The organism is Rhizobium sp. ERR 1071 (assembly GCF_007828675.1).
In the GTDB taxonomy this organism is placed as follows: domain Bacteria; phylum Pseudomonadota; class Alphaproteobacteria; order Rhizobiales; family Rhizobiaceae; genus Rhizobium; species Rhizobium dioscoreae.
On the sequence record NZ_VITM01000003.1, the window covers coordinates 209,235 to 235,652 of the forward strand.

General features: G+C 60.1%; 20 protein-coding genes and 1 riboswitch. Of the genes, 8 read left to right on the top strand and 12 right to left on the bottom strand.

What is annotated here, in order from left to right; all coding sequences use genetic code 11:
- Positions 1-8: 8 nt before the first annotated feature.
- The gene (locus tag FBZ99_RS11170; protein WP_145633128.1) at positions 9-1,787 is read right to left on the bottom strand and encodes an acyl-CoA dehydrogenase; all 1,779 of its coding nucleotides are present in this window, start codon (positions 1,785-1,787) and stop codon (positions 9-11) included.
- Between the two features lie 289 nt (positions 1,788-2,076).
- Here FBZ99_RS11170 and FBZ99_RS11175 point away from each other — a divergent pair, with 289 nt between their 5' ends.
- On the top strand, positions 2,077-3,078 hold the full coding sequence (locus tag FBZ99_RS11175; RefSeq protein WP_113330486.1) for a transporter: 1,002 nt from the start codon (positions 2,077-2,079) through the stop codon (positions 3,076-3,078).
- Between the two features lie 70 nt (positions 3,079-3,148).
- Here the strand turns inward: FBZ99_RS11175 and FBZ99_RS11180 are convergent, their stop codons facing one another.
- Complete coding sequence (locus FBZ99_RS11180) at positions 3,149-3,616, bottom strand: BA14K family protein (protein WP_145633131.1); 468 nt, start codon at positions 3,614-3,616, stop codon at positions 3,149-3,151.
- A gap of 306 nt (positions 3,617-3,922) precedes the next feature.
- On the opposite strand from FBZ99_RS11180, the gene FBZ99_RS11185 reads away from it, so the two are divergent.
- Positions 3,923-4,873: a glycoside hydrolase family 25 protein gene (locus FBZ99_RS11185; protein WP_246661114.1), complete on the top strand. Its 951-nt coding sequence runs from the start codon at positions 3,923-3,925 to the stop codon at positions 4,871-4,873.
- 94 nt (positions 4,874-4,967) lie between these two features.
- On the opposite strand, the gene FBZ99_RS11190 is transcribed toward FBZ99_RS11185, so the two are convergent.
- Both FBZ99_RS11190 and FBZ99_RS11195 read right to left on the bottom strand, forming a co-directional pair.
- A complete protein-coding gene (locus FBZ99_RS11190) occupies positions 4,968-6,056 on the bottom strand; it encodes a hybrid-cluster NAD(P)-dependent oxidoreductase (RefSeq protein WP_145633136.1) in 1,089 nt (362 codons plus the stop codon).
- Between the two features lie 2 nt (positions 6,057-6,058).
- A complete protein-coding gene (locus FBZ99_RS11195; RefSeq protein WP_145633139.1) occupies positions 6,059-7,303 on the bottom strand; it encodes an aromatic ring-hydroxylating oxygenase subunit alpha in 1,245 nt (414 codons plus the stop codon).
- Positions 7,304-7,399: 96 nt separating this feature from the next.
- A riboswitch (cobalamin riboswitch) is annotated at positions 7,400-7,603 on the bottom strand.
- A 349-nt stretch (positions 7,604-7,952) separates the two neighbouring features.
- Here FBZ99_RS11195 and FBZ99_RS11200 point away from each other — a divergent pair.
- From FBZ99_RS11200 to FBZ99_RS11210, 3 genes are read left to right on the top strand one after another with little or no spacing between them, the layout of a single operon-like run.
- Complete coding sequence (locus FBZ99_RS11200; RefSeq protein ID WP_145633142.1) at positions 7,953-8,570, top strand: DUF6656 family protein; 618 nt, start codon at positions 7,953-7,955, stop codon at positions 8,568-8,570.
- 59 nt (positions 8,571-8,629) lie between these two features.
- The gene (locus FBZ99_RS11205) at positions 8,630-9,604 is read left to right on the top strand and encodes an L-threonylcarbamoyladenylate synthase (RefSeq protein WP_145633145.1); all 975 of its coding nucleotides are present in this window, start codon (positions 8,630-8,632) and stop codon (positions 9,602-9,604) included.
- Positions 9,605-9,637: 33 nt separating this feature from the next.
- Entirely contained in the window at positions 9,638-11,068 is a 1,431-nt protein-coding gene (locus tag FBZ99_RS11210) for an FAD-binding oxidoreductase (protein WP_145633148.1), read from the top strand.
- A gap of 3 nt (positions 11,069-11,071) precedes the next feature.
- Here FBZ99_RS11210 and phnF read toward each other — a convergent pair whose 3' ends face one another.
- Complete coding sequence (phnF, locus tag FBZ99_RS11215) at positions 11,072-11,806, bottom strand: phosphonate metabolism transcriptional regulator PhnF (RefSeq protein WP_145633151.1); 735 nt, start codon at positions 11,804-11,806, stop codon at positions 11,072-11,074.
- 72 nt (positions 11,807-11,878) lie between these two features.
- On the opposite strand from phnF, the gene FBZ99_RS11220 reads away from it, so the two are divergent.
- On the top strand, positions 11,879-12,430 hold the full coding sequence (locus FBZ99_RS11220; RefSeq protein ID WP_145633155.1) for an MOSC domain-containing protein: 552 nt from the start codon (positions 11,879-11,881) through the stop codon (positions 12,428-12,430).
- Positions 12,431-12,716: 286 nt separating this feature from the next.
- Here FBZ99_RS11220 and FBZ99_RS11225 read toward each other — a convergent pair whose 3' ends face one another.
- Entirely contained in the window at positions 12,717-15,401 is a 2,685-nt protein-coding gene (locus FBZ99_RS11225) for a DNA translocase FtsK (RefSeq protein WP_442966482.1), read from the bottom strand.
- 512 nt (positions 15,402-15,913) lie between these two features.
- A complete protein-coding gene (locus tag FBZ99_RS11230; RefSeq protein WP_145633161.1) occupies positions 15,914-18,430 on the bottom strand; it encodes a DUF1217 domain-containing protein in 2,517 nt (838 codons plus the stop codon).
- A 318-nt stretch (positions 18,431-18,748) separates the two neighbouring features.
- On the opposite strand from FBZ99_RS11230, the gene FBZ99_RS11235 reads away from it, so the two are divergent.
- On the top strand, positions 18,749-19,315 hold the full coding sequence (locus tag FBZ99_RS11235; protein ID WP_069613709.1) for a DUF6101 family protein: 567 nt from the start codon (positions 18,749-18,751) through the stop codon (positions 19,313-19,315).
- A gap of 69 nt (positions 19,316-19,384) precedes the next feature.
- On the opposite strand, the gene FBZ99_RS11240 is transcribed toward FBZ99_RS11235, so the two are convergent.
- From FBZ99_RS11240 to FBZ99_RS11250, 3 genes are all read right to left on the bottom strand, one after another.
- Positions 19,385-19,840, bottom strand: a complete 456-nt coding sequence (locus FBZ99_RS11240) for a GNAT family N-acetyltransferase (RefSeq protein ID WP_113353874.1) — start codon at positions 19,838-19,840, stop codon at positions 19,385-19,387.
- A gap of 40 nt (positions 19,841-19,880) precedes the next feature.
- Positions 19,881-20,843 carry a 4-hydroxybenzoate octaprenyltransferase gene (gene ubiA, locus FBZ99_RS11245; RefSeq protein ID WP_145633907.1) on the bottom strand — a complete coding sequence of 321 codons (963 nt, stop codon included), beginning with the start codon at positions 20,841-20,843 and terminating at the stop codon, positions 19,881-19,883.
- Positions 20,844-20,917: 74 nt separating this feature from the next.
- Positions 20,918-21,703, bottom strand: coding sequence for a MipA/OmpV family protein (locus FBZ99_RS11250; RefSeq protein WP_145633909.1), 786 nt, complete (start codon positions 21,701-21,703; stop codon positions 20,918-20,920).
- A gap of 294 nt (positions 21,704-21,997) precedes the next feature.
- On the opposite strand from FBZ99_RS11250, the gene FBZ99_RS11255 reads away from it, so the two are divergent.
- Positions 21,998-22,432, top strand: a complete 435-nt coding sequence (locus tag FBZ99_RS11255; protein WP_113353871.1) for a hypothetical protein — start codon at positions 21,998-22,000, stop codon at positions 22,430-22,432.
- A gap of 88 nt (positions 22,433-22,520) precedes the next feature.
- On the opposite strand, the gene FBZ99_RS11260 is transcribed toward FBZ99_RS11255, so the two are convergent.
- Positions 22,521-23,780: an SAM-dependent methyltransferase gene (locus FBZ99_RS11260; protein WP_145633164.1), complete on the bottom strand. Its 1,260-nt coding sequence runs from the start codon at positions 23,778-23,780 to the stop codon at positions 22,521-22,523.
- A gap of 144 nt (positions 23,781-23,924) precedes the next feature.
- Complete coding sequence (locus FBZ99_RS11265) at positions 23,925-26,234, bottom strand: Tex family protein (RefSeq protein WP_145633167.1); 2,310 nt, start codon at positions 26,232-26,234, stop codon at positions 23,925-23,927.
- Positions 26,235-26,418: the final 184 nt, after the last annotated feature.

Below are 26,418 nucleotides of genomic sequence, written 5' to 3' on the forward strand. Positions count from 1 at the left end.
GCTTTTCCTCAGGCTAGTGCGGCGCGGGCGGCTTCGAGGCTGGATGCGCCGGCGATGACCCGATCAGAGAGAGCGGCGGTCTCGGCCAGAAGATTTTCGGCAGCGAACCGGCAGAGTGCTATGCGCTTGGCGCCTTCGCCGTCGCCTGCATCGGCAAGGCCACCCTTGGCTAGATACGAGCCGGTCAGCACCAGGCCGAAAAGCCGCTGGTAAGGCGTGGCGCCCGCCAGAGCTTCGGCAACGGCGCCTTCTGCCTGTTTCGACAGGAGCCATTCGCTCGTCTTTTCGAGATCGACAATGGCTGCTTGCAGCCGCGGCGCCGTTTCACCGAAGCCTTCGAGATTGGATTTCGCGACACTATCGGCAATCTCACGCAGTTCAGCAATGACGCCGCGCACATGATCGCCATTGCCGATTGTCAGCTTGCGCGTCACCAGATCGATCGCCTGGATGCCGTTGGTGCCCTCGTAGATCGGTGCGATGCGCACATCGCGCAGCAGGCGTGCTGCCCCCGTCTCCTCGATGAAGCCCATGCCGCCATGAACCTGTATGCCAAGCGATGCGGCATCGACGCCGGCATCGGTGGAAAAGGATTTGGCGATCGGCGTCAGCAATGCTGCACGCTCCTGCCAATATTTCGCCCTCTCGGGATCGCGATGCGACATGTCGATCGCCTGTGCACAGGCGTAGCAGATCGCGCGCCCCCCTTGAGTCAGGGCTTTCATCGTCAGCAGCATACGCGCGACATCGGGATGCTCGATGATGGGGCTCATGCCTGATACGGCCGTGCCCGGCGCGCGGCCCTGGGTGCGCTCCCGGCTATAGGCGATGGCCTTCTGGGTTGCCGCTTCCGCAATCGCCACGCCCTGAATGCCGACAGCCAATCTGGCATTGTTCATCATCGTGAACATGCAGGCGAGGCCCTTGTTCTCCTCGCCCACCAGCCAGCCGACGGCGCCCTTTTCCGCACCATATTTGCCATCGCCATAGATCATCGTGCAGGTCGGTGAACCATGGATGCCGAGCTTATGTTCCAGCGAATGCACGAAAAGATCGTTGCGGGCGCCGAGCGAACCATCCTCATTCACAAGGAATTTCGGCACGAGAAACAGCGAAATGCCGCGCGTGCCGGCCGGCGCATCCGGAAGGCGGGCGAGAACGAGATGGATGATGTTCTCGGTCGCTTCGTGATCGCCCCAGGTGATGAAAATCTTCTGGCCGAAGATGCGATAGGTGCCGTCATCGCGGCGTTCGGCGCGGGAGCGCAGAGCGCCGACATCGGAACCCGCATGCGGCTCCGTCAGGTTCATGGTCCCCGTCCACTCGCCCGAGACGAGCTTTGCCAGATATGTCTTCTTGAGGTCTTCGCTGCCGTGAGCCCGCAGCGCTTCGACCGCTCCCATGGTCAGCGTCGGCGCGAGGCCGAAGGCCATCGAGGCGGAATTCCACATTTCCAGCGTCGCGATGTTCAGCATGTGCGGCAGACCCTGCCCACCGAACTCCTCGGGCGCGGTCAGGCCATTCCAACCGCCAGCGATCCAGTCGCGGTAGAGCTTCTCCCAGCCATCGGGAAGAACCACCTTGCCATCCGCCAGCCTTGCGCCTTGCTTATCGCCATTCTCGGCAAGCGGCTCCACCTCTTCGCCGGCGAAACGCCCGGCTTCCGACAGGATGGCATCGACAAGATCGGTGCTGAGATCGCCGAGAACGCCCTCTTCCATGGCGCGCTCCATGCCAACGACATGTTTCAGGGTGAACGCGATTTCTTCGACAGGCGCCTTGTACATGATGATTTCCTCCGGATCGATACGAGCGATGGCCCGCCTCATCCGGACCATCGGCCATTTGTGGTTATAGCTAGTTTATTTTTACGTAAACGTCAATTTTCTCAAATTGCAGGAAGCATCGATTTCCATCATCTCGCGAACCCGAACGTGACATGTGTCTTACGCGTGCCGAGCGGCCGTGACATCGCCGCCTATATCCGCGATTATTCCGCCAAAGCAGCGACTTGCATAAACAATCGTCATGAACGAAGACTAAGGCAACTGTTCAGACAATGCGAATGATGCCCCCATGAACACGCTCACGTCAGCCAACACCATACCAGGCTTTATCTGGGCATACCGTCTCCGTCCCGGCGAAACCAAGCCGGAGCGCCTACCTGACGATACCGATCGTTCGAGGCTGTTCGGCGACGACGGCTTTCTCTGGCTGCATCTCAATCTCGTGGATGCCCGGGTGCCGGCCTTCCTCGAGGATGCGCCGGGGCTGAACGAAGCCGCCCGCATAGCGCTGACCACGCATGAGACACATGCAACGATTACGGTCGACGAACAGATGCTTTTCGGCACATTGGTCGACTTCCAGCGCGACTTTGCCCACAACACCCACGACATCGGCTGGCTGCATTTCGCACTGACCGATCGCCTGCTGATAACAACCCGGCTGCAGCCGCTGCGCAGCCTGGACAGGACCCGGGTGCTGATCGAAAAAAACGCCGCACGATTTTCCAATCCTGTTGATATTTTCGAGCTGATCGTCGTCGAGTTCCAACGAACCCTGATCTCCGTCGTCATCGAAATCAGCGAAGAGCTGAATGGCATTGAGGATTTCGTCCACGGCAATACGTCGCGCGACGAGCGTGCCAAGCTGCCGCCCATCCGCAGGACGATCGTGCGCCTGCATCGCCATCTGCGGACCGTTCTCTCGTTGATGCGCCACGCCGCTGCCTCCGACGACGAGGAAATGCCGCTCGGCTTCGAGGATGTCGCCGGCCGGCTGACGGGACGCCTCGAAGCGGTCGAGCACGACGTCTATGCACTGCAGGAACGGGCGAGGCTGCTGCACGAAGAGATCGATTCGAAGCTTGCCTCCGAGATCAATCGGCATCTCTACATCCTGTCGATCATGACCGCGTTTCTGCTGCCGCCGACGCTGGTGACCGGATTCTTCGGCATGAACACATCAGGGTTGCCGCTGGCGAGCGGTGCAAGTGGCACCGGATATGCGGTTGGCTTCATCATCGCCTCCATGCTGCTGGCATGGTGGCTACTCAAGCGGGTCAATATTCTCTGACGTCGAATCATGCAAAAAGCCGCCCGGCGAAAAACCGGACGGCTGGCATTGGTCGTTCTGGAAACGCTGCTTAGAAATACGGCGAATAGCACTGACGGCGCGGGCCGGAATTCGGCTGGAAGGTATTGTCGTAGGCGCGATAGGAGCGATAGCGTGACTCGCACCAGGCGACATGGCGCGGGTTGATGCCCGCGGACGGAGCCGGAGCCGGCTCATAGTAGCGCGGCTGGCTGGCGATCGCGCCGCCGATCAGCGCGCCTGCGCCGAAGGCAGCCAGCGGGAACCAATAGCCGTCATGATAGCGATAGCCATGACGATACCCTCGATAACCACGATAGCCGCCATACCAGCCGCGGCGGTAGTAGCCACCATGGCGCCACTGCACCTGTTCGACATTACCAGGCGCGGCCTGGGTGGGCGCGGCCTGTTTTACAATCGGTGCGGCCGGCATCTGCATGGCAAAAGACGGTGTGAAGCTCGTCAGGGCGACGGCAGCCGTTAAGGTGACTGTCGCGATTTTTGCACGGAAACCAAGCATTTTCATCTCCATTCCCTGGTTTGACTTGATACTCAAGCCTGTAGCGTTTCATGTCGGGAATGCTTCCCGAGCAAGGTTTCGCCGCCTGCTTCGTCGCATATCCGAATAGACGGCAAGAAACGCGGCAGCGCGTTATTTAGTTCCTCAAATCCCTACCGATTTAAGGAGTTACGAGGGGCTCCACGATGAACTTATAGTGATTGCTTTCTTAACCCAAGATTAACCAGCAATCCTTACTATTATTTCATGAAAGGATACCGAAAGAGTAACCTCCTCATTTACAGCTTGCTGACGATCCTGGCCCTGATGGGGCCGGTCTCCAAGCCGTCGGCCGGCGAAAGCCAGCCCTGGGGCGATCCGAAAAACGCCCTGATTGTCGATGCTTACGAGCTGAACACCATCGACTGGAACGCGTTTCTGCAGGACAAACGGATAGCCGGCTTCATCTCCAAGGCGTCCGACGGACTTCCTGAAAGCTTCAGTTGCACAGGCGACCATGGCGGCGATACGGTGGCCCATTGCAGGACGATGTGGCGCAAATACGCAGTTAGCCGCGAACTGTTTCAAACCCGTCGCATGCTGGCAAAGACGAATGGCCTGTTATGGGGCGCCTATCATCTGGGACGCCCGGGCAATCCGATCGATCAGGCCAATCATTTTCTCGACTACGCCAACCCTCAGCCCGATGAACTGATGGTGCTCGATATCGACGGCATGGACGCGGCGCAGTTCATGTCGCTGGATGACGCGCAGATCTATGTTGCCCACATCAAGGTCAGGACCGGGCGCTACCCCATTCTCTACGTCAATCACAACACGGCCCGATACATAGCCGACCATCGCGGCACTTATCCGCTGCTGTCGCGGCTGCCCTTGTGGTATGCGCGCTACAAGCCCGATGTCAAAGGCACTTTTCCACTCGGCAACTGGGACAATTATGCCATCTGGCAGTTCGCTTCCTCAGACAATTGCTCGGAGAAAAGCTGCCCCTATCGCGTGCCGGGCACGCTCACCGATATCGACGTCAATGTCGTGCCGATGACGAAGATTCAGCTTGCCAAAATCTGGCCGCAGGGTGATCTCCTGCCGGCCAAACCCCTGCCCGCACCGGACGTGACGATCGCGCTCGCACAGATGTGCAGCGGGCCGCGGCAGACGCTCGTTTCGCTCATGGCCGACGTCGACCCAGTCGTCACTGCCTCGACCCCGCGATCGAAGCCGGTCGAGATCAACGAGCTGAATTACCAGGATTTCTAGAGTATCTTCGCTTTTCCTCGAATCGCGAAAACGCTCTATCTTCTTGTTTGTTTACGCATTCCGGACGGAAAACCGCTGCGCACCTGGAAATGCTCTACGCCTCGATCTGCACATCCGTCTTCGGGCGCGAACAGCAGGCGAGGATATAGCCCTCGTCGATCTCGTCATCGAGGATGCCGCCATTGTGGCTCATCTCGACTTCGCCGGAGAGCTTCATGACCCGGCATGTCCCGCAAAGACCGGATTCGCAGGCGGCACCGATGCGCACGCCGGCGCCACGGGCCGCCTGAAGCACGGTCTGGCCCGCTGCGCAGGCCACATCCTTGCCCGCCATGGTGAAACGGATCGTGGTCGCCGCCTCGCCCGATGCATCGTCCGAGACCTCTGCAAGCGGCGTTGCCGCATTGGCCGGCTGGAAGCTTTCCTGATGATAGCGCGACATGTCGAAACCATGCGCTTCCAGCATGGAACGCACGGCATCCATGAAGACTTCCGGGCCGCAGCAGAAGATCGTCCGGTCCATGAAATCGGGTGCCAGCAGACCGATCTTCGCCTTGTCGATGCGGCCCTTCAAACCCGACCAGAGATCGGTGCGGCCGCAGCCCTCGACGATGAAGCCGAGATTGAGGTTCGGCATGAAGCGGGCGAGATATTCGAGCTCGGAGCGGAAGATGATGTCCGTCGGGCTGCGGGAGCAATTAACGAAAGTAATGTCAGACAGCGGTGCTATATCGGACATATACCGCGTCATCGACATCATCGGCGTGATGCCGGAGCCGGCCGAGACGAAGAGATATTTCTCGCCGGGATGGCGGATGTGGCTGAAATCGCCGAGCGGACCGAAAGCCTTGATGCGCATGCTCGGTTTCAGGTTCTCGAACATCCAGCGCGTGCCGATGCTGTCCTTCTGCGCCTTCACCGTCACGGCGACCGAGAAGGGCCGCGACGGCGTCGACGACAGCGTATACGTGCGCATGACCGGCTCCGGAGCGGTCGGCAATTCCAGCGTGACGAACTGGCCCGGCAGATAGCGGAACCAGTTATCCTTGTCGGACCTGAAGGTGAAGGTCATCACGTCGGGCGCTTCGGGCGTTGCCGAGAGGCACTCAAGCACATGCTGCCTGTCATTCCAGGGCTGCATCTGGTCGAGATGGCGATGCGGATAGGAGACGGTCATGTTCATGCTCAAGCAACCGCCGACAGCTTGGCCTGATCGCCCTGCAGCCGGTTGATCATGAAGGTCGTGTACCATTCGACGAACTGCATGACGCCGCCTTCATGGATCTCCGAATAGGGACCGGGTTCATAGGCCGGCGAGCGGATGCCGAAGGCATTTTCCTCGACGATGCGGCGATCCTGGTCGTTGGTTTCGGTCCAGACGTGCGTCAGTTCCTCGATATTGTAGTCCACGCCTTCGACCGCATCCTTGTGAACGAGCCACTTCGTGGTGACGGCCGTTTCCTCTGCGCTGATCGGCAGGACGCGGAAGGAGATCGCGTGGTCGCCGAGGATGTGGTTCCAGGTCGTCGGATAGTGGAACAGCAGCATGGTGCCGATGCCGTTGATCGTCACGTCAGATGAAAGCGGCCGCCTGACGGCATTCTGGCCGGACATGGTGTAGCTCTCGGCCCCTTCGATCAGCGGCATGCGGGCGGCGCGGAACTGTCCATCCGGCGAGATCTTGAACTCGCTCGGCAGGCCGGCAGCTTCGCAGCGCTGCCAGTGTTCAGCGATAACGGGGTCGTTCATCGCGCCCTGCACGCCGGTGACGGTCGGAGCTTCCGGGAAGGTGCGGCAAAGTTCGGGGTGATTAGCCGCGCAATGGTAGCATTCGCGGTTGTTTTCCCAGACGAGTTTCCAGTTGCCCTTTTCGATAATGGTGCTCTGGAAGGCGACCTTGGCTTCGCTGATGCGATGCGGCGCCATGTAGGGCTCGATCGTCGCGCGAACCGGGGCGAAATCGGGAGCGTTCTGCGCGAGGCAGATGAAGATGTAGCCACCGACACTTTCGCAGTGAATCGGCTTTAGCGAATACTGGCTCTTGTCGAAATCCTCCGCCATCTGGCGGGCAAAGAGCAGCGAGCCGTCAAGTTCGTAGGTCCACTGGTGATAGGGGCAGACGAGCTTTGCCGAGGAGCCGCGCTCGGTGGTGCAGACGCGTGAGCCGCGATGGCGACAGCTATTGTGGAAGGCGCGGATGACCTGATCGCGGCCGCGGACGATGACGACGGGATAATCGCCGATCTGGACAGTGAAATAGTTGCCCGCACGCGGCACTTCGCAATCGTGGCCGATGAAGAGCCAATCGCGATAGTAGATCGTCTCCATGTCGAGCTTGAAGTAATCCTGATCGATGTAGAAGGGTTGCTCCAGGCTGAAACCCGTCCGGTGGTTCTTCAGTTGCCGCAGAACTTTGCTGCCGATGTCCATTTGCCTATCCTTAGCAGTACCAGGAGGCGGGCAAAGGACATGCACGGCCGATTGGGAGCGGCCAAAAGCAATGTCCCGACCACCCGCCGCGGTCAGTAAACCTATGTGCCCAAGGCTGGTTTCCGGGCTCTGGAGCGGCCCTGTTTCCAGAGCCCCATGGCACCTTCCCAGGTCGATCGACCCAGTGGCTTTATCCGCCATGCCTCACTCCACCACCGTTGCGGGGGCAGCGCCGGATTTTGACCGGCTTCCCAATTCTCCGTCTCCCTAGCGGACGGCACCTTGAGATTGATGGCATCATAGCTCCCGGCTCCGCCAGCCGCTGCGCTGCAATGCGACATCGGCTCCGAAATTGACGACAGGCGAAACGGGGCGCCGGGACGGTTGCATATCATGAAGATATTGGAAGGTGATTCAATCATTTAGTCGCCCGCGCGAGAGGTGGCCCGAGCATCGCATTTGCATTCTGCCAATGACGCTTTATTCTGATTGCGACAAGCCCGCGAGCGGTCGCTAATCAGGAGAATAAGTGGGCGGCGGAGAGCGCCTGCAGAGTCGGTAGCGGTAGTCTTGGCTCAGGCGCGATCAAGCTCGGCTCAAGCTCCGTAATCCATCATGTTCTCCAAAGAGTTTTATAGCGAGATCCGGCATGGCCAAACTCAGATATTTCGACGCTGGGAAGCCCGCCGAGCCCGAACCGGCGCCACCGGTATCGACGACGGGCTACAGCGAATTCCTGCGCACCGGCCGCATCAACCGCAACAGGCCACATTGGCTGGCAGAAGAGCGGGAATATCTTACCCATGAGCAGGTGGCTGTGCGCACGGCACAGAAGCTCAGGGATGCCGGCGAAAAGACCCATGACCGGCTCAACAGCTTCCATAAATCCATCCGCTTTCCGAAGCTCATCTTTCATCACACGCTGAAGGACACGCCGCATCTCGGCTACTGCCACGTCACCGCGGCGCGGACGCAGTTCGCGCATTACGAGGACGTGAACTGGGCCTTCTATATCGCCAATTTCTTTGCCCGCATCGGCCAGGAAGAGAACTTCTTCGAGGACATCAGCCTCAAATATTCGCGGATGTATTTCGCCGTCGCCATCCACCCGGACAAGGGCACGGAAGACAAAAAGCTGACGATCAATCGCGACGTCAGAGGCAATGGCGTGCTGTTCCACACTCACGATCCGCAGATCGCCATCCGCAACGTTCTTCTGCTCGGCGCCCGCAACGAACAGCTTCGCGACATCATTCGCCAGCTTTGACGATTGATCCGAAAACTCGAAGGGCATAAGAAACGGCCTGAACTGCAAGCAGGCAGGCCATGGCACGACACATAGACATTCTCGAACATCCGCAAACGGCAATAGAAGTGGCGACGGCAACGCTTGCCGAGGGTCTGCCGATCGGGCTGCCGACGGAGACGGTCTACGGCCTTGCCGCCGATGCCACCAATCCCGCCGCGATTACCCGGATCTATGAGACGAAGGGCCGTCCGCGCTTCAATCCACTGATCTGCCATATGAGCGATCTCGCCATGGCCGAACGCTATGCGGTCTTCGATCCTACCTCCCGTAAATTGGCGGAAGCTTTCTGGCCCGGCCCGCTGACGCTGGTGCTACCGCTGAGACCCGACAGCGGCATCCATCCGCTCGCGACCGCAGGGCTCGATACGGTCGGCATCCGCGTGCCGCAGGGCTTTGCCGGCGATCTGATCCGCGCCTTCGGCCGTCCGCTTGCCGCGCCGAGCGCCAATACTTCGGGCAAGATCAGCGCCACAAGCGCCGATCATGTGAGTGACGACCTCGGGGAGCGGATCACGCTCATCCTCGATGCCGGGGCCTCGATCGTCGGCGTGGAATCGACCATCGTCAAGGTCGAGGATGGCGAGATGCGGCTCCTGCGGCCCGGCGGGCTGGCGGCCAGCGAGATCGAACGAGTGGCCGGCAAGGCGCTGAAGCGCAAGAAGAAGGCTTCAGCTGCCATCGAGGCGCCCGGCATGCTCGCTTCGCATTATGCACCGGGCGCTGCCGTGCGGCTCGACGCGACTGAGGTTTCCGCGAACGAAGCGCTGATCCGCTTTGGAACACCAGATATTCCCGGCATCGAAAAGGCTATTGCCGTACTGGATCTGAGCGCCAGCGGCGATCTTTCGGAAGCTGCCGCAAACCTTTTCGATTTCATGAAGCGCGCCGATGCCACCGGCGCGACAACGATTGCTTTCTCGCATATTCCCGACGAGGGCCTCGGCGAGGCCATCAACGACCGGCTGCGCCGCGCCGCCGCGCCCAGAGAATAAATCAGCCCGACGTCATCAGGCAAAGGACACGCCATGAGCAGCTCCGCCCCCTCTTCCGACCTTCTCGATCGCTTCGCCGCCATCGTCGGCGAAAAGCATGCCATACGGGACCCGGCGGAAATTGCGCCGCATCTGGTGGAAAACCGCGGGCTCTATCACGGCACCTCGCCCATGCTGCTTAAGCCCGGCTCGGTAGAAGAGGTTTCGGCCATCCTCAAGCTTGCCAGCGAGACCGGCGCGGCCATCGTTCCCCAGACCGGCAATACCGGCCTTGTCGGCGGGCAAACGCCGCGCGAGGGTGGTTCCGACATCATCCTTTCGCTGGAGCGCATGAACCGCATCCGCGATATCGATCCGGTCGGCAACACCATGATCGTCGACGGTGGCTGCATTCTCGCGGATGTCCATAAGGCTGCGGCCGAGCATGGCCGCATGTTTCCGCTTTCGCTTGGTTCCGAGGGCTCCTGCCGTGTCGCCGGCAATCTTTCCACCAACGCCGGGGGTACGGCCGTTCTCGCCTATGGCAACATGCGCCAGCTTTGCCTCGGCCTCGAAGTTGTGCTGCCCACGGGCGAGATCTGGAACGGACTGCGCCGTCTGAAGAAGGACAATACCGGCTACGATCTGCGCGATCTCTTCATCGGCGCGGAAGGCACGCTCGGCGTCATCACCGGCGCGGTGCTGAAGCTTTTCCCGCAGCCGCTTGGCCATCAGGTGGCCTTTGCCGGCCTGCAATCGGTCGATGACGCGCTGACTTTATTCAAGAATGCCTCCAGCCTCTGCGGCACGGCACTGACTGGTTTCGAGCTGATGCCGCGCATCGGCGTCGAGTTCACCACGCGGCATATTCCGGGCGTGCGCGACCCGCTCGACACAGCCCATCCCTGGTATGTCCTGATCGATATTTCCACCTCGGATTCGGCTGAGACCGCCGAGCGGATGATGACGGCGCTGCTCGAGCAAGGCTATGAGGCCGGACTGATCCAGGATGCGACCATTGCCAGCTCGGAAGCGCAGCAGAAGGCCATCTGGCATATGCGTGAGAGCATGTCGGATGCACAGAAGCCGGAAGGCGGCTCGATCAAGCACGATGTTTCCGTGCCGGTCGCGCAAATCCCGCAATTCATGGCGGAAGCCGAAAAGGCCGTTGTCGGTGCCATGCCGGGCGCGCGTGTCTGCGCCTTCGGCCATATGGGCGACGGCAATATTCACTACAACATCTCGCAGCCCGTCGGCGCCGACAAGGCGGAGTTCATCGGCCGGTGGCGCGAGATGAACAAGATCGTGCATGGTCTGGTGCTACAGCATGGCGGCTCGATCTCGGCCGAGCACGGCATCGGCCAGCTGAAGCGCGACGAGCTTGCTTCCATCCGCTCGGAGATCGAAATCGACCTGATGCGCCGGATCAAGACGGCTTTCGATCCGGCAGGCATCATGAATCCGGGCAAGGTCCTCAAGGTCTGAGGCTCAAACCGTCACGACGACCCGCTCCGAAGCAAAGCAGCCAATCTGGCAGGAAATCACATTGCCATCGGCATCGATGTCTTCGCCGGCATAGGCAAGCACTGGCGCGAGGCGCGATTGCTGCAGCAGACGGGCTTCCGCTTCAGTCGGCATGCGCGCGGTGATGTCGGTGGAGCGTCGCCAATAGTCGGCCACGCCATAATCCTTCAGCGCCGCCGTGAATGAGCCCATTACGGTGAATTTCTCTGCCAAACCGGGGAAGCGCTTGGCCGAGCAGCTGCGCATCACGACCGAGACGGGAAGCGCATCGGCATAGGCTACCAGGCACATTTCCAGCACCGCCTCGCCCGGCTGAAGATTGAGCCGCGTGGCGATATCGGCAATTGCCGGAACTTCCCTGGCTGAGACAACCTTGCGCGTGAGGTTCGCATCCGTCGCGGTCAGATCCTTGATGAACCGTACCTTGTCGCCCAACTGGAAACGAACGGGCATATCGGCACGGACATAGGCGCCGCTGCCGCGCGCCACGCGCAACAAGCCCTCCCCTTCCAGCTCGGCAATCGCGCGGCGCATCGTCACCCGGGAGACACCGAATTGTTCGGACAAAGCGCGCTCGCCCGGCAGCCGGCTGCCGGGCGCATGCGTGCCCGTATCGATGGCATTTCTCAGCTTCGCGGCAACGGCCGCCCAGCCTCCCGCAGCCCTTACGCCTTTGTCCTGTCGATTTTTCTCTTCCATCACCAATCTATTGCCTTGAAATTGGTATATACCAATTTATAAAGATCCAGCTCGTTTATGGAAGGGATCGGCATGGGCGACAAGCGGATATATGTCACGTCGGTTAGCAGCAGCGGTGTTCACGCGTTCAGCAAGCAGACCAAGGATCATATTCAATTGTTGGCCGGACTTGGCGTCGAAGGCGACGCGCATATGGGGGTGACGGTGAAGCATCGCTCGCGCGTCGCGATCGACCCAACCCAACCCAACCTGCGCCAGGTGCACCTCATTCAGGAAGAGTTGTTCGACGAGCTCACTGAAAAGGGTTTTTCCGTTTCGCCGGGTGACATGGGCGAGAATATTGCCACCCGAGGGATCGATCTGCTTTCTCTGCCGCAAGGCACGCGCCTGCATATCGGCGTTGAAGCGATCGTCGAGGTGACGGGCTTGCGCAATCCCTGCAAGCAGATCGACAATTTTCAGAAAGGCCTGCTGCATGCCGTGCTCGACAAGGATGCTGATGGCGGGTTGGTCCGCAAGGCGGGCATCATGGGCATCGTCTCGAGGGGCGGCCGTGTGCAGCCCGATGACGAGATCCGTATCGAGTTGCCGCCGCTGCCGCATGTGAAGCTTGAGCGGGTTTGATGCGCTCCGTATGAAGAGAAGTTAGCCTTGAATATGTTGTGCCTCTGATACCCCCCTCTGTCACTTACGTGACATCTCCCCCACAAGGGGGGGAGATTGTTGGGAGTATGTCGCACCGCTTTGCCAAATCATCGTGCTTTGGTTTCTGCAGGCGGGAGGTTCGTTTGCGGCGACAAAGTGCTACGGGCCGCCAATCTCCCCCCCTTGTGGGGGAGATGTCCCGATAGGGACAGAGGGGGGTGCGCACTCTCAGCAACAACCGCGGCCAGCGTCACCCCCCGCTGGATCAATCGAAATCGTCCTGGCCCGAATTGCCGCCGCCATTGCGGTTGCCGGAGATGATCTCGCGTTTGCCGACATGGTTGGCGGGGCCGACGAGACCGTCTTTTTCCATGCGCTCGACCAGCGATGCCGCGCGGTTGTAGCCGATGCCGAGGCGGCGCTGGATGTAAGAGGTCGAGCACTTCTTGTCGCGCATGACCACCTTGATCGCCTGCTCGTAGAGATCGTCGCCGTCTTCCGAGGCAATCGCACCCTTGTCGAAGACGGCTGTGTCTTCTTCCTCGTCTTCCTCATCCTCGTCGGCGGTCACCGTGTCGAGATATTCCGGACGGCCCTGCAGCTTCAGATGTGCCACGACCTTCTCGACTTCCTCGTCGGAGACGAAGGGGCCGTGGACACGGGAGATGCGGCCGCCGCCGGCCATGTGCAGCATATCACCCTGGCCGAGGAGCTGTTCGGCCCCCTGCTCGCCGAGAATGGTGCGGCTGTCGATCTTCGACGTCACCTGGAAGGAGATGCGGGTCGGGAAGTTTGCCTTGATCGTGCCGGTGATGACGTCGACTGAGGGACGCTGCGTCGCCATGATCAGGTGGATGCCAGCGGCGCGCGCCATCTGCGCCAGACGCTGGATCGCACCTTCGATCTCCTTGCCGGCGACCATCATCAGATCGGCCATTTCGTCGACGATGACCACGATATAGGGCATCGGCGTCAGGTCCATTTCCTGTTGCTCTTCGATCGGGGCACCAGTGCCCTTGTCGAAGCCGGTCTGGACCATGACGTGGATCGTCTCGCCCTTTTCCTTGGCGGAGGCAACGCGGCTGTTGTAGCCGTCGATGTTGCGCACGCCGAGGCGCGACATCTTCTTGTAGCGATCCTCCATTTCGCGCACGGCCCATTTCAGCGCCATGACGGCTTTCTTGGGATCGGTCACGACCGGGGTCAGCAGGTGCGGAATGCCGTCATAGACGGAGAGTTCCAGCATCTTCGGATCGACCATGATCAGGCGGCACTGTTCCGGGGTCATGCGATAGAGCAGCGACAGGATCATCGTGTTGATGGCGACGGACTTGCCCGAGCCGGTGGTGCCGGCCACGAGCAGATGCGGCATCTTCGCGAGTTCTGCGATGACAGGCTCGCCGCCGATTGTCTTGCCGAGGCCGAGCGCCAGCTTGTAGCCGCTCTTCTCGAAATCGGGCGAATCGATCATCTCGCGGAAATAAACCGTCTCGCGGTTGACGTTCGGCAGTTCGATGCCAATGACGTTGCGGCCGGGAACGACGGCAACGCGAGCCGAGAGGGCCGACATCGAACGGGCGATATCGTCCGCAAGGTTGATGACGCGCGAGGATTTGACGCCGGGCGCCGGCTCGAATTCATAAAGGGTTACGACCGGGCCTGGACGAACATGGATGATCTCGCCCTTGACGCCGAAATCCTCGAGCACGCTTTCCAACAGGCCAGCATTCTGCTCCAGCGTTTCCTGCGTCATGATTACGCCGGAACGGGCAACAGGCTCCTGCAGCAATTCACGCGGCGGCAGCTCATATTCGCCATCAGCGGTGCGGGCAATCGGGCGCCATTCGGGCGGCGTCAGGGAGACGGGCCGGCGCGGCGAGATCGGCAAAGGCGGCGCGTCGATCAAACGCTGAGCAGCGGCCTCGACGGCGGGAATGGTGGATATAGCCTTGGCAACCGGTTCAGCAGCGGCCGGAGCGGCGACCTTCGCCGGCATCGGTGCCACGACCATGACGGGAGCGGGGCGCGTTTCGACGGCCGGAGCGCTTTCAGCACCATAAACGGCGGTGACGAAGGCAGGCGGAACGAATGTCTCGGCTGAGGCCTCAACGACAGGCTGCGGCTCCGGCTGCGGCGCTTCCTCAGAAGCTGCCACAACTTCGATGACCGGAGCCAGAATGGCAGCCTCCAGCGCTGCGAGCTCGTCCATGGCAGGGTTGCTCAGATCTGCCGCCGGCTGGCTGGAAATGGTTTCGACTGGTGCTGGAACCTCTACTGACGGAGGCTGCACGGCAACGGGCTGCGGCTCGATGGCCGCTGCCGGGCGGCGGCACTCGACGACGCGGAACTTTGCGATGATCGATTCGGCATCGACTTCCGGCCTGGACGGCGCGGGCTGCTTCGGCTCACCCCTGAGGGCAGAAACGAACTCGCCGTCGAACGGCATCGCGTCCCAGAAAGCGAAATCGGAAAGATGGGCAAGACGCGACTCGACCACAGGCGCGGCTACGGACTCGGGAACACTTGACTGTACAGGGGAAGCATCCAGCGCGATCGCGGGAGCTTTCGAGAATGCGGTAGCGATAACGGTCATCTCCAATGCGTCCGGCTCGGTTGCCGGGGAATTCTGAATTACTGTCGGAATATAGCCTTCCACCACCAGCGGCATGTCTTCGAGCGGTGGCAGATGGAACTCGTCCTGCCGCACGGGCGGGACGACAATGGCTGCAGCAGGTGCTTCGGCCACAACACGCGGCTCCATCACCCGCATCGCGGCATGCGCGGAAGCTTGCAGCCGGATCTCGGGCTTCGGCTCGGCAGGCGGACGGCGGCTGATGATTTCGTTTTCACGCGTGCGGGTAAAGCGCACGTTCGGCCCCATCAGGAAGGCATTCTGCCAACCTGGAGACGCGAGATCTTCCGCAGAGATCCCCTGCGGCAGAACCGGCATTTCCTGTTCGCTCGTAACCGCAGCGGCTTGCAACGCCTCTACAACGGGCGGTGGCGCAGCGGCGGTGCGCTTCCTCACCTCGTCGGCAAGGCGCTTTTCCTCGGCTTGGCGCTGCTCTTCCGCCTTGCGCTTGGCTTCGCGGGCATTGCGAATCTTCTCTTCCAGAAACGCGCGGCGAGCAGCGATCTGCTCGGCCCGGCGGGCCTCTTCGGCCGCCTGCTCCGGGTCGAGATCCCCCTCCGGCTGGACGCCTTGCGAGGCATTGGAAAGTGTCGTTCGGGAAAGACGCATGAGACCTGCAACCCAGTCATTGATATTGCCGTTGGCTTCTCAAATCGAATAGGGCAAGGATGGTTAATAAGTTCCTTCCTGCCGTTGTGGAAAGCTGCCATTCCACACCCGAAAAACACGTCCGAATATGCTCAGAAACCCTGCGAAAACAAGGGTATGGCAAGCCCCCGCCGCGCGGAAGCGCAACGGGGGAGACAGGTTAGATTTTTTGCGGGAACCTTTTACCGCGACGAGGACAGCTGCGCGATGGAAAGCAGCGTATCGGCGCTGATGCCGGAGCTCGACGACGAGCCCGTGAGAATCGATAGCGCCGGCGATGTCGAGGAGGTCGTATTGTTCTCCATGTCATACATCGCGGAGAATCGCTGTAGCAGCTGATTGACCTTATCCGGGTCCTGCAGATCGCTCACATTTACGAACTTGCTCAGCATGCTGGCCTGGGTATCGACATCCATATTGGAGATCGAGCTTGGCAGGTTGTAGGTGGTGGTGATGACCTCATAAAGCGCCGAATCGCCCATGATGTCATAGATCGAGTTGATATCGGGCGCCTTGCGCTGGAAGTAGAGCGCCAGTCGCACGCCGGGATTGGTCTCGCCTTGCTGATCTTCCAACGTTTGATGCAGAAAGAGATCATTGGTCGCCGCAAGGGCGCCCTGGTTTTGCGCGGTGCCGAGCTTGCTGTCGGTCAGGTTGCCGTCGGTGCCGAAATTGAACGCCTCGACGATGCTCTTGAACTTGGCGCCATCGGTCGTGTTGATGAAGCTCTTCGAATCGGACGGATCGGAGGCGAAAGCCTTCTTCAGCGTCGCCGTATCGACCGTCTTCGGATCGATGCCATTGGCCGTCAGGATGAAATTCGTAAGCTTGCTGTCGGCCAGGAGATCCGTGACGCTGGTCACCTTGACGATATTGGTTGCGAAATAGGTGCCTGCGGTTTTGGCATCGCTGGTGGCTTTGGTCAGCTCGGCGCCCGACAGTCCCGCCGTGGTGCGGCTGGAATATTCCGAGATATAGCTGTTGATTTGCGTTTGCGACAAAGACTGCACCGGAGCCTTCAGATTGCCTTTGCTGTCGAAATTGAAGGCCTTGGCAAGCGCGGTAAAACGAGAGTCCTTGAGCGAGTTGACATAGCTCTTCGGATCGTAAGGATCGCTTTCGAGAATCTTCGTCAGCTGAGACTTCGTGACTTCGTTCTCGCCGATGCCATAGGCACGCAGCGCCATCTGATAGAGTTCCGGCGCACTGTCGTTGGAGGTATCACTGTCGGACGTATTGCTCGCAAAGAAATCCTTGATGGTCTTCACGTCAGCGATGCGGTTCTTGTAGTTGTTGACCGCATCCGTGGTCAGGGTCGATTGCGACGACTGATAGTTGCTCATATAGGCCTTGGAGGCCGCGTCGATCTCAGACTGGGACTGCGCGGTCTGACCGGAAGCAAGCGTCCCGTCCGACTGGAAATTGAATTGGGAGACGACATCGGTCAGACCGAAGATGGCGGCGGTCGTCGAATCGCCGAAGGCGTTCTTGAAGACGACGGCTGGCGTCGTCGGATCGATGCCGTAAGCCGTCTTGATGTAATCGAAAAGGCGCGTGTCCGACGTCAGCTGGTCGACCGACGTGATGGAGCTGATATGATTCTTGTAATAGAGATCGTTGTCGGTTGCGCCGACGCTCGTCGTGAACGAAGGCACGGTGGAATTGTAGGCGCTCATCACATCGGCCTGCTGGCTGAGCGTCTGCGGCCCTCCGGGATAGTTCGCGGTATAGCCTGCCGTGGTGGCGCTTATCTGGTCAGATGTCTGTGCTTGTGAACCGGATGCGACGGTGCCGTCGCTCTGGAAGTTGAATTCCGCCATGACGGCGGTCAGCCCGTTCGAACTTGCGGTGCTGGCATCCTTGGCCGAAGCATTGAACTGGTCTGCCGTAATGTAGGACGGAATATTGAATGCCGTCTTGACGTACTGGAACAGCTGCGGATTGGACGTCAGCTGATCGACCGAGGTGACGCTGCCGATATTGGCCTCGTAATAGGCCGTGTCGCCGTCCGGCGTCGATGTCTTGACCGTGCCATCGGCATTGAAATTGAATTCCGCCACTAGGGCCTTGTCGGCAGTGCCGCCATTCTGATTGACGTAGCTGTTCGGATCGCTGAGATCGCTCGTCAGCATCTGCTTCAGAGCCGAATTCGACACATAGGTCGGGTCGATACCGTAGGCCTGCAGCACATAATTACGTAGGCGGGTATTACCGAGCAGGTCATCGACCGTCTTAACCGAGCTGATATTCTGGCTGTAATAGGTCGTTTCGGTCGCCGCCGACGTCTCCTCATTCGTAAAGGATTGTTGGTAAAGCCCGATGAGGTCGTCTTCCTGCGTGCTGGTTTGTGCCGTATTCGTCGTACCCGTCGCGCTCGTGCCGAAATTGAACGCCGCAGCGAATTCTTTGTAGCGCGGATCGGTGAGCTTATTGGCAAAACTGCTGGAGTCGCTCAGGTCGCTGGTCAGGACCTGTTTCATAAAGGCCTTGGCGTAGGTCATGTCGGAAAGCCCGTAGGCTTCCATTGCGTAACTGTATAATTGATAGTCATTCAGGAAGCTGTCGACGTCCGTTACTTTGCCGATATTGGCGTTGTAATAGTCGATCAAACGCTTGTTTTGCGACTGCCGCGCCACCTGGTTGAGTGAGGTCGCCATATCTCTGGTTGCGATCGTATAACCAAGATAAGTGGAAATCATCAGCAGAATCCCAATAGATCTCTAATAAAGGGGGCGAATCTGGCTGACATTATTTCATACAAACCTTACCTGAGACTTACACGCACTCACCTTATGCGTGCACTATACTGACCCACCACCCTGCCCTGTGTTCACCTTATGGAAACCCTGATGCATTCGACTTTGCTAACCATTTGAGGACGCAAAGTTTTCTTAACCTCGATTTTTAAGCTGTCTGGAAGGGACGGCGCCTAATCTGCCCCACAACGAGAGGACAAAAGTTCTCCGAGAGAAGACCGGAACAACCGGCTCTCAGGTAAAGCAAGGGTAGAAAAATCGATGACTAATACCGTCCTGAAGCCCGACTGGGCTGGAACCACACTGCGGCTTGATCCGGCGCGCTTCCCGCAACAGGTCAGCTACGCCATGCGAGGTGCCGAAGGTGATGTCACCATTACGATCGACGAGCGCGGCGCAGTGCTGCGCAAGATCCTGCCGTCCAGCGGCCTGCCGCTGTCCGTTGCCTTGCCCAAGCGTGCATTCCAGGGTGTAGCCGCCCGCGCCATAGATCACGGCGACGGCGAAGTCACCGTCACGCTGGAACTGCATCACTCCGATCCAGACCTCTGCATCCCCCTTCTCGTGGCCCACGATTTGAGCGACATCGCCGCCGACTGGCGCTCCTGGTCGGAAGCCTTCCGTATTCCGATGCTGATGATCGAAGCCGACGGCGTGGCCCGTCCGCTGGAAGAACATCTCGGCGGTGTCCGCTCGCAGGACAGCCAGCCGCGTCGCCGCCATTCCTACTTCGCAAATCGCCGCCCACGCTTCCTCGTGCGCCGCACGACCGGCAAGCTCGGCATCAAGATGAAAATTCAGGGTCGCGAGATCATCGCCAGACATTAAGCCGATAAGGCTTGAAACCGAATATCGCCAGAAACCGGCCGCGGGAAAACCGATTCCGCGGCCGAACTCTTATGGTATCAGCGAGCGTTCCATGATGATCGTTCGTTCATCGCCATGGAAACTCTCGCCGACAGCATGGAAGCCGAGCTTTTCGTAAAAGCCCTGCGCGGTAATCGACGAGGGGACGGACAGGGTAGTATTGCCACCTACCCTCGCCGCCCGTTCGATTGCCGCCATCAGGTAGGCGCCAATGCCACGTCGCTGCGCGGAGGGAGAGACGAACACCGTGCGCACGACGGCGCGGTCAAGGCTCGCGGTGCCGACAATGTTTCCATCTTCGACCGCCACGAAGACCGTTCTGCTGCTCATGAGCCTGCGCGAGCCAGCGGGACTAAAGCTTTCGGCAACGCGCGCGATGATATCGGGGGAATAATCCTGAGCGTTGCTCTCGTGAAGTGCGGTCAGGATTACGCCGCTGATCGCCTCGGTGTCCGCCTCTGAGGCCAGACGGATTTCGCATGCCATGACGCCCTCCTCTGGAACCTGATGCGGCGCATCCCTTCCTTCAGGGAGCAAGAAACAGGAACGACAGGAAAAGACCGGCGAAGATGATCAGCCCGACCCGATTGTTTGATTTGAAGAGGGCCAGGCATTGTGCGCCGTCGTTGATATCGAGCACGGCGATCTGATAGGCGAACATGCCGCCGGCGACGGCTAGGCCGAGATAGGCCAGCCAGCTTGTACCTGCGAGTGCAAAGGATAGCAGCATCAGAAGCAGCGTCGCCCCATAGAGCCCGACCAGCCAGAGGCGCGTCTGATCGCCGAAAAGCCGGGCAGTCGAGCGCACACCGATCAGCTCATCATCCTCCTTGTCCTGATGCGCGTAGATCGTATCGTAACCGATGGTCCAGAGGATGGCGGCGAGATAGAGCACGATCGGGGCAAGCGACAGGCTGCCGAAGAGACCCGCCCAGCCCATCAGAGCGCCCCAGGAAAAGGCAAGGCCAAGGAAGAATTGCGGCCAGTCGGTAAAGCGCTTTGCAAAGGGATAGAGCGCAACGATGCCGAGCGACAGGACACCGAGCACGACGGCAAACCAATTGAACTGCAGCAGCACCAGCAAGCCGACGAGAGCCTGCAATGCGATGAACACTTTGGCCTGAAGGCGCGTTACGCGGCCCGATGGCAGCGGGCGCGAGCGGGTGCGCGCCACCGACATATCGATCTCGTGGTCGACCAGATCGTTGTAGGTACAGCCGGCACCGCGCATCGCGACGGCGCCGATGAAATAGAGGAAGAGATGGTAGATCACTACGAAGCCGGGGGAGCCATGTCCCAGGGCGACGGAGGCATTGGCCGCAAGCGCGACGGACCAGAAACATGGCCACATCAGGAGCTGCCAGCCGATCGGCCTGTCCCAGCGTGCAAGCTGGGCGTATGGCCAAAGCGTCGGGGGCAGAACGCGGTAGACCCAGTTGCCGGATGGCGCGTCAGCGACGCGCCCGTTGATGTCGCCTGTGTTTTGCATAGGCGAGTAGTAGTGATATCCGGCACCCGAGGTCAAGCGGCGAGGCCATAACGAGATATGACCTCGTCCGTTGCTCAGTTCATCGTGAAATTGAACTTGTAGCTGGCGGAAACCCCGATCAGCAGCTGGTTACGGTCGCCACGCTCGCGCACGAGGCTGCTGTCGGCAGCCGGGCCGGTGAGCCGGGTATATTCGAGGAAGGTGCTGGTGGTCCAGTTCTGCGAGGCCTTCCAGGTCAGTGCGCCGCCGAAACCGACCGATTTGACGCCGCCGCCGGGCTTGTAGCCGCTGAGGCCGGAGGCAGCCGATTCGCGCGCATTGACGCCATAATAGGTGTTGAAATAGTCGCTGCTGGCGAGCGTCATGCGCGGACCGGCCGAGGCGCGAAGCTCCGGCGTGATGTCGGTAAAGGCATCCACCGCGGCATCGGCGACGACGCCGCTATGGGCGCGAATGCCCTGGCGAACTTCGACGCGGGCACGCAGCCAGTCCGTGGGATAGGCTTCAGCAAAGCCGCCGGCTTCCACACCCCACTTGACCTTCTTCAATCCCCTCAGCTCGTGCCCATCGCTGCTGTCGCGGCTCGGCACAAACTTGCCGACGATGCCGATGCGGAATGCATCGCTTTCGATCAGGGCGAAGGAGGGATTGTCGTTGCGCGAGGAAAAGCGAGGGCCAGGACCCTGCCGGCCGATGGATACCAACGGCGACCATTGCAGCTTGTTGTGCTTGCCGCCTTCGAACTTCGGTGCAGAGAAACCGGCCGCACCGACGCTTAGGTACCAGTCACCGGACCACAAATGCTGGCCGTCGCCCGCCTCAGCAGCGCCGCCATAGGCGATAGCGGAGAGGCCGCCAATGAAAAGGAACCTTAACTTTGTAAACACAACGAAACTCCATGATACGCAATACAAAGGGCCGGAGGACCCGAGAGTTGCCTCAAATTATGCGGATCGCGTTACCGCTCCCTTAACCACAAGACGCCGAATCCAGTCAGAACATCAAATTCAGGTTGCTCTAACCGGATGCCATTCGACATGCGCAGGCCTATCGTGCTGATTTAATTTCTGTATAGATACTCAATCGTGGGTAATGGTCGCAATTGCCAAGTGCCCGCCATCTCATAGCCCCCAATTTCAAAAGATGAGAAACGAATGAAGAACATATCCCTGATCTCCTTAGGTCTGATCCTGACTGCCGGCGTGGCGCTTTCCGGCTGCGTCGGCACTCCGATCGGCGGGGCGAAACAAAGTCATTTTTCGGGAAGCGTCGCCCCCGGCAAGAAGACGAAGATTACGAGTACTTCGCTCGTGAAACAGGACTGCACCTTTGCGGGATTTCCCTATACGGGCGTCATCAAGCAGCCTGCCCACGGCAAGGTTGACGTCGAGCATGGCCCGGTCGCGGCAAAGTTCCCGAAAGACAGCAATGCCTATCTGTGCTCGGGCAAGACGGTCCAGGGGAACATTGTCTACTACACGCCGAATCCCGGTTTCTCGGGCACCGACCAATTCACCCTGCGCCTTGCGGGACTGAATACGGATGGTACGGTGCAAGACGGCACCTTCACCGTCCATGTCGGCAGATAGCAACTTTGACGACCTGCAGGCATGAATAAAAAAGCCGGACCGTGGCTTTCCGCGGTCCGGCCCCGTCAAACGGCGCGATGACGGAGGCTCAGAACGTCACCTTCTCCAAAGGTACACGCCCCGCCTCGAATTCCTTCAGCTTCGCCTCGCGTTCCGCGATGTAATTGCGGTTGTCGGGGACGGCGAACTGGTTCTTGGTGATCTGGAGCTGCATGATGAAGAGCTCATCCCAGCGGAAGCCCATTTCGGAGCCGGCCAGATAGAACTCCCACATGCGGAAGAATTTTTCGTCGTAGAGCGCGACGGCATCGGCCTTGTGCATCACGAAGCGGTTGCGCCAATGCCTCAGCGTATAGGCATAGTGCATCGGCAGGGTCTCGACATCACGCGTGAGCAAACCCGCCTTTTCCAGCGGCGGCGTGGTCTCGCCGATCGACGGAATGTAGCCGCCAGGGAAAATATATTTTTCGATGAAGGCGTTGGTGGCAAAGCTCGGCTTCGGGCGGGCGATGGAGTGCAACAGCATGACCCCGTTATCATCAAGCAGCTCCGAAACCTTGCGGAAGAACTTGCCGTAATCGCCGATGCCGACATGCTCGAACATGCCAACCGAGACGATACGGTCGAATTTCTTGCCGGTCATGTAGCGATAATCCTGCAGCTCGAAGCGGACGCGATCGGAGAGGCCACGCTTGGCCGCCCGCTCACGCGATACCTTGAGCTGCTCTTCGCTGAGCGTGATGCCGGTCACGTCGAGGCCGGGATAGGCCTCGGCGAGATACATGGCCATACCGCCCCAGCCGGAGCCGATTTCCAATACCTTCTGGCCGGGCTCGACCAGCAGTTTGGCAGCGATGTGCCGTTTCTTGGCGACCTGCGCTTCATCCAGGCTGATGCCAGGCGGATTGAAATAGGCGCAGGAATATTGCCAGTCCTCATCGAGGAAGAGATCGAAGAGCTTCGCTGAGAGATCGTAGTGATGCGCGACATTGTATTTGTTGCGATTGATCGGCGAGCGGCTCTTGATCTGCTGCCAGGCGATACGACCGATCAGCAGCGCCGCCATGCGGAAGTCGAAGACCTCATTGGTGGTATTCTGCTTCACCAGCGACAGGAACTCGTAAATGTCGCCCTGCTCCAGGATGAAGCGGCCTTCCATATACATTTCGCCGAGCTTGAGCGTCGGATCGCGGGCAACCGCATCTTCAGCCTGCTGATCGGCAAACCGGACGGCTACCGTCTCTCCGGTTCCGTCGCCGACCACATGGGTCTCGCCGGATGCGAGCGTAAGCCTGAGTGAACCTTTACGGATGATTTTCTGGACGAGAGGAAAAAGGGTCGACGCCATGGACGCCTCGAATGTTATGACATGACATTAAGGCAACTTTAACGCCTCACAGCGTCGTGGCAAGCGCACCTTTTCACAGTCATTGGCACTCTGGCAACAACACTGCCAGAGTGTGACATTCTTGCACGAAGTTCCGCTAAGTCCTTATTTTCGTTTGAGTGCATCGGCCAACGCGGCGCCAAAACTACCCTGCTGCTCGGTCTTCGGACGAGGATTTCCCTTAACGCCCGCGTTGCGCGGACCACCCTGTTCGCGTGTATCCCGCCCGGACGGCGCCGCCACAGTGCTGCCATCTTTACGCATGGAGAGGCCGATTCGCTTGCGCTTCGCGTCGACTTCCACAACCCTGACCTTGACGACATCGCCGGCCTTCACGACCTCATGCGGGTCCTCGATGAAGCGATCCGCCAACTGCGAGACATGCACCAAACCGTCCTGATGGACGCCGATGTCGACGAAGGCGCCGAAGGCCGCGACATTCGTTACGGTGCCTTCCAGCAGCATTCCCGGCTTGAGGTCGCTGATCTCGTTGACACCGTCGGCGAAGGTTGCGGTCTTGAAGCTCGGGCGCGGGTCGCGGCCCGGTTTTTCCAATTCGGCGATGATGTCGCGCACGGTCGGGAGGCCGAATTTGTCGTCGATAAACTGCCGGGGATCGATGGCCTTCAGCGTTGCCGTATCGCCCATCAGCGTGCGGAGATCACGGCCGCAGGCAGCGACGATCTTCTTGGCCACACCATAGGCCTCCGGGTGCACCGAGGAAGCGTCGAGCGGCTCCTTGCCATTCGGGATGCGCAGGAAGCCGGCGCATTGCTCGAAGGTGCGCTGGCCGAGACGGGCGACTTTCAGGAGATCGCGCCGCGTCTCGAATGGCCCCTCGCCGTCGCGATGCCTAACGATAGCATCGGCGATCGACGGCCCGAGGCCGGAGACGCGGGAAAGCAGCGGCGCCGAGGCCGTGTTCAGGTCGACACCAACGGCATTCACCGCATCCTCGACCACGGCATCCAGCGAGCGCGACAGCTTCTGCTGGTCGACATCGTGCTGGTACTGGCCGACGCCGATCGACTTCGGCTCGATCTTTACCAGTTCGGCCAGCGGGTCTTGCAGGCGGCGGGCGATGGAGACGGCGCCACGCAGCGAGACGTCAAGCCCGGGGAATTCAAGCGCAGCCGTTTCCGAGGCAGAGTAAACCGATGCACCGGCTTCGGAGACGATGACCTTGGTCGGCTTCGGCGCCGGCAGTTCGGCCAGCATGTCGGCCACCAGCTTTTCGGTTTCGCGGCTGCCGGTGCCGTTGCCGATCGCGATCAGCTCGACCTTGTGCTTGCGGATGAGCGAGGCAAGTGCGGCCTGTGTGCCGTGTACGTCGTTCTTCGGCGGAAAGGGATAGACCGTCGTCGTCTCTAGCAGCTTGCCCGTACCGTCCACCACGGCGACCTTGACGCCGGTGCGGATGCCGGGATCGAGGCCCATAGTAGCGCGCGAGCCCGCCGGCGCTGCCAGCAGCAGATCCTTCAAATTGCGGGCGAAGACGTGGATCGCTTCTTCTTCGGCACGTTCGCGCAGTTCGCGCATCAGGTCGAGCGACAGCGACATCGAAAGTTTGACGCGCCAGGTCCAGCTTGCGACTTCCGTCAGCCAGCGGTCGCCGGGCCGGCTGGCGCCGATATCATAGGCCGCAGTGATCATGCGCTCGACCGGCTTGTTGGGCGAGACGGCATCCGTATCAACCTCAATGGTCAGCGTCAGCACCTCTTCGTTCCAGCCGCGCAGCATGGCGAGCGCCCGATGACCGGGCGCTGTCGCCCAACGCTCCTGATGGGCGAAATAGTCGGAGAACTTGGCGCCTGCCTCCTGCTTGCCGTCGACGACAGCGGCCTTCAGCGTGGCACGGGTCTTCATATAATTGCGCAGCTTACCGAGCAGATCGGCATTTTCAGCAATGCCTTCGGCGATGATATCGCGCGCGCCTTCCAGCGCCGTCTTCACGTCAGGCACATCGGCCGTGATAAAGCCCTCGGCCAACACCGTGGGATCCTTGGAGCGATCACCGAGGATCGTGTCGGCCAAGGGGCCGAGGCCGCGCTCCCTGGCAATCTCGGCGCGCGTGCGGCGCTTCGGCTTGTAGGGCAGATAGAGGTCTTCCAGCTCGGACTTGGTGGCGACGGTGCCGATCTTGGCCATCAACTCGTCGGTCATCTTGCCCTGGCTGGTGATGGATTCAATGATGGCCGCACGGCGAGCCTCGAGTTCACGCAGATAGACGAGACGTTCCGAGAGCGTGCGAAGCTGGGTATCGTCGAGGCCACCGGTTACTTCCTTGCGGTAGCGCGCGATGAAGGGCACGGTCGCGCCTTCATCCAGGAGTTCAATGGCGGCCTTGGCTTGATCCGGGCGGGCATTGATCTCGGCGGCGATGGTTGCGGCAAGGGAACGGATATCAGCGGCCATGTGTCTCTCTGAACTGAACGAGCGTGATGGGGACCATAAGCATGATCCCGCGGACATAAGAAGCGGTTTTCGCCACGCAACACGTTAATCCCGGCGCGGAGATGGCGTGGAGGGCGAAAGCCGTTTCCGCTTTAGCGGGATAAAAAGGCATGGCAATGTTGCCGGCCCTGCCTCCACAGGATTT

Coding starts and splice junctions, on each gene's coding strand:
- FBZ99_RS11170 (WP_145633128.1), bottom strand. CDS start 1,787: ATGTACAAGGCGCCTGTCGAAGAAATCGCGTTCACCCTGAAACATGTC.
- FBZ99_RS11175 (WP_113330486.1), top strand. CDS start 2,077: ATGAACACGCTCACGTCAGCCAACACCATACCAGGCTTTATCTGGGCA.
- FBZ99_RS11180 (WP_145633131.1), bottom strand. CDS start 3,616: ATGCTTGGTTTCCGTGCAAAAATCGCGACAGTCACCTTAACGGCTGCC.
- FBZ99_RS11185 (WP_246661114.1), top strand. CDS start 3,923: ATGGGGCCGGTCTCCAAGCCGTCGGCCGGCGAAAGCCAGCCCTGGGGC.
- FBZ99_RS11190 (WP_145633136.1), bottom strand. CDS start 6,056: ATGAACATGACCGTCTCCTATCCGCATCGCCATCTCGACCAGATGCAG.
- FBZ99_RS11195 (WP_145633139.1), bottom strand. CDS start 7,303: ATGGACATCGGCAGCAAAGTTCTGCGGCAACTGAAGAACCACCGGACG.
- FBZ99_RS11200 (WP_145633142.1), top strand. CDS start 7,953: ATGGCCAAACTCAGATATTTCGACGCTGGGAAGCCCGCCGAGCCCGAA.
- FBZ99_RS11205 (WP_145633145.1), top strand. CDS start 8,630: ATGGCACGACACATAGACATTCTCGAACATCCGCAAACGGCAATAGAA.
- FBZ99_RS11210 (WP_145633148.1), top strand. CDS start 9,638: ATGAGCAGCTCCGCCCCCTCTTCCGACCTTCTCGATCGCTTCGCCGCC.
- phnF (WP_145633151.1), bottom strand. CDS start 11,806: ATGGAAGAGAAAAATCGACAGGACAAAGGCGTAAGGGCTGCGGGAGGC.
- FBZ99_RS11220 (WP_145633155.1), top strand. CDS start 11,879: ATGGGCGACAAGCGGATATATGTCACGTCGGTTAGCAGCAGCGGTGTT.
- FBZ99_RS11225 (WP_442966482.1), bottom strand. CDS start 15,401: ATGCCGGTTCTGCCGCAGGGGATCTCTGCGGAAGATCTCGCGTCTCCA.
- FBZ99_RS11230 (WP_145633161.1), bottom strand. CDS start 18,430: ATGATTTCCACTTATCTTGGTTATACGATCGCAACCAGAGATATGGCG.
- FBZ99_RS11235 (WP_069613709.1), top strand. CDS start 18,749: ATGACTAATACCGTCCTGAAGCCCGACTGGGCTGGAACCACACTGCGG.
- FBZ99_RS11240 (WP_113353874.1), bottom strand. CDS start 19,840: ATGGCATGCGAAATCCGTCTGGCCTCAGAGGCGGACACCGAGGCGATC.
- ubiA (WP_145633907.1), bottom strand. CDS start 20,843: ATGCAAAACACAGGCGACATCAACGGGCGCGTCGCTGACGCGCCATCC.
- FBZ99_RS11255 (WP_113353871.1), top strand. CDS start 21,998: ATGAAGAACATATCCCTGATCTCCTTAGGTCTGATCCTGACTGCCGGC.
- FBZ99_RS11260 (WP_145633164.1), bottom strand. CDS start 23,780: ATGGCGTCGACCCTTTTTCCTCTCGTCCAGAAAATCATCCGTAAAGGT.
- FBZ99_RS11265 (WP_145633167.1), bottom strand. CDS start 26,234: ATGGCCGCTGATATCCGTTCCCTTGCCGCAACCATCGCCGCCGAGATC.